Origin of the sequence: Salipiger sp. PrR007 (assembly GCF_010499845.1) — a bacterium.
GTDB classification, from domain to species: Bacteria; Pseudomonadota; Alphaproteobacteria; order Rhodobacterales; family Rhodobacteraceae; genus Salipiger; species Salipiger pacificus_A.
In genome coordinates, this window is the sequence record NZ_JAAGOZ010000078.1 from 1 (window position 1) to 2,637 (window position 2,637).

2 protein-coding genes are annotated in these 2,637 nt (G+C 63.3%); both read right to left on the reverse strand.

Annotation, left to right across the window (positions count from 1 at the left end; translation table 11 throughout):
- Positions 1 to 49: 49 nt before the first annotated feature.
- Positions 50 to 943, reverse strand: coding sequence for an IS21-like element helper ATPase IstB (gene istB, locus G0Q01_RS23460; RefSeq protein ID WP_164198529.1), 894 nt, complete (start codon positions 941 to 943; stop codon positions 50 to 52).
- Positions 940 to 2,415 carry an IS21 family transposase gene (istA, locus tag G0Q01_RS23465; protein ID WP_203595148.1) on the reverse strand — a complete coding sequence of 492 codons (1,476 nt, stop codon included), beginning with the start codon at positions 2,413 to 2,415 and terminating at the stop codon, positions 940 to 942. Before istA ends, istB begins: the two co-directional genes overlap by 4 nt.
- Between the last annotated feature and the right edge of the window lie 222 nt (positions 2,416 to 2,637).

The following is a 2,637-nucleotide window of genomic DNA, read 5'->3' on the forward strand; positions in this document are numbered from 1 at the left end:
TATAGCGCGACAATCAGGGAGAGACGGCAGCGACAATCAAGATGAGATTCTATGTCGCGACATCGGTGACGGTATCACCTTGATTGCCGCTGGCAAGGTTTTCGTCGGCGGGTGATTGTCGCTCCGCGTCAATCAGGCCAGTGCTTTTGATTGTCGCGTATGATGCTGGGCGTCCGCGCCTGCGTTTGGCTTCAAGCGCCGAACGCCGTCGATAGCTTTCCACGTTCATTTCGAAGATGGTCGCGTGGTGGACGAGCCGGTCCACAGCCGCGAGCGTCATCGCGGGATCGGGGAAGACCTTGTTCCATTCTCCGAAGGGCTGATTGGCCGTGATCATGATCGAGCGCCGCTCGTATCGGCCCGAGATGAGCTCGAACAGAACGCTTGTTTCCGCCTGGTCCTTGGTGACGTAGGCGAGGTCATCAAGGATGAGCAGGTCGTACTTGTCGAGCTTGGAGATGGCCGCCTCGAGCTGCAGCTCCCGGCGTGCGACCTGAAGCTTTTGGACGAGGTCGGTTGTCCTCGTGAACAGGACCCGCCAGCCGTTCTCGATCAAGGCAAGGCCAATGGCTGCCGCCAGATGGCTCTTTCCGCCGCCCGGCGGGCCGAACATGAGCACATTCGCGCCTTTCGCCAGCCAGCTGTCGCCGGCAGCCATCGCCATGACCTGAGCCTTCGAGATCATCGGCACGACATCGAAGTCAAAGCTGTCCAGCGTCTTGCCGGGCGGGATATGGGCTTCGGCCAGGTGGCGGGCAGTACGGCGGTGTGCTCGCTCGGCGAGTTCATGCTCTGCGATCGCGGCAAGGAACCTCGCTGCCGGCCAGCCTTCCTTGTCCGCCTGTTCGGCGAACTGGGGCCACAGGGTCTTTATGGTTGGCAGGCGCAGTTCGCCAAGCATGATGCCCAGACGTGCTTCGTCGGTGGAGTGGATCCGCTTCATGCGTATGCTCCCGTATCTGTGCCAGCCCCAAGAAGGTCTTCGTAGCTGTTGAGGGAGGTGGCGCGCACCGTGACCACCGGCAGGCTGGCGGGGTCTGGCGAGAACTTCCGCCGCAGGACCGCAAGGTCCGGCAGGTCGCCCACGTCCAGCAGAGCGGCAAGGTCTTCAGCCAGGGCCACTTCGCAGTTGCGCTCGTGGGCCAGGGCCAAAAGCTCGACGGTCGCCTTGCAGGCCTGCCGCTCAGGCAGCCGCGCCGTAAGGGCTTCGAAGGCGCGGCGGTACTCGCCTCGGGGGAAGAGTTTGTCACGATAGACGAGGTGCAGAAGGGCCATCGGCTTCTTGCGTAGGGAGTGGATGACATGGTGGTAGTTGACCACCTGGTCATGCTTGCCGTCCGGGTGGCCGCGGCCCCTGGGCAGGTTGAGCAGATGAGTGCCGCCGACGAACAGCTCCAGCCGCTCGTCATAGAGGCGCACGCGCAGGCGGTGCCCAATCAAGCGGGAGGGGACTGTGTAGAATACCTTGCGCAGGGTGAACCCGCCGGCGCTGGTCACGGTGACGATGACTTCCTCGTAGTCCGTGGTCCGGCGCTCGGGCAACTCCTGCAGATACGCGCGCTCAGCCTCGATGCGTTTGCCGCGGGCGGCATTGTGACGGCCGACGATCTCATCGATGAAGGCGCGGTAAGCGCCAAGGTCTTCGAAGTCGGCACTCCCGCGCATCAGCAGCGCGTCCCGGATCGCGTTCTTGAGATGGCCGTGAGCACTTTCTATGGAGCCGTTCTCATGCGCCACTCCCTTGTTGTTCCGCGTGGGGGTCATCCGGTAGTGCGCGCAGAGCCCGTCGTAGCGTTTGGTGAGATCGGTTCGGGCCTCGGCATCAAGATTGCGGAAGGCGGCCGACAGGCTGTCGCTGCGGTGGAAGGCCGGGGCTCCGCCCACGGACCACAGTGCGTTCTGCAAACCCTCCGCCAGTGCAACGAAGCTCTCACCACCCAAAATGACATGGGCGTGCTCGAAGCCAGACCATGGCAGGCGGAAGTGGTAGAGCAAATGCGGTAGAGGCTGGCCAAGGACCGTGACGCCCGCTGCTCCCATGTTGGTGAAGTCAGACAGCCCCATCCGACCGGGCTCATGGCTCTGCCGGAAGATAACTTCCTGTTCTTCGCCGTGCAGAGCCCGCCATGAACGGATCCGCCGCTCCAACGTGCGCCGGATGCCGGATGACAGCTCGGGGTGCCGGCGCAACAGCTCTTCAAAGATGGCGACAGGCCGGAGGCCCGGGGCAGTCCTCAACAGCGGAACCACTTCGCTGTCAAAGATCGCCTCGAGCGGATCGGGTCTGCGACGGCCGCGCGGCCCTTTCTTTTGAGAAGGCGGGGTGGGGTCTTCGGAAATGCGATAGCCCGTCGCGCGGCTCATGCCGGCTTTTGCGGCGGCGACATCAATCGGGTGGTCTCGTCTCAGCTTCATAAAAAGCCTCGCTTGATGATCGGTTACATGGCGCCCCGGCACAAAGGTGGTTCTCCATCATGAAAACCCCCAGCCTACCGGGTCGGCCGCGATCACAGACCGAAGAATTTGCGCAGCGGCGTGTGACCGGTGGAGGGCGGGCGTAGCCCGGCCGGAAGCGGTCACACGCCGCTGCGTCTCATCCTGATTGACGCGGAATCTCATCCTGTTTGTCGCGCCGCA

Excerpts from the sequence above, each read along its gene's own strand:
- istB (WP_164198529.1), bottom strand. The coding sequence starts at position 943 with ATGAAGCGGATCCACTCCACCGACGAAGCACGTCTGGGCATCATGCTT.
- istA (WP_203595148.1), bottom strand. The coding sequence starts at position 2,415 with ATGAAGCTGAGACGAGACCACCCGATTGATGTCGCCGCCGCAAAAGCC.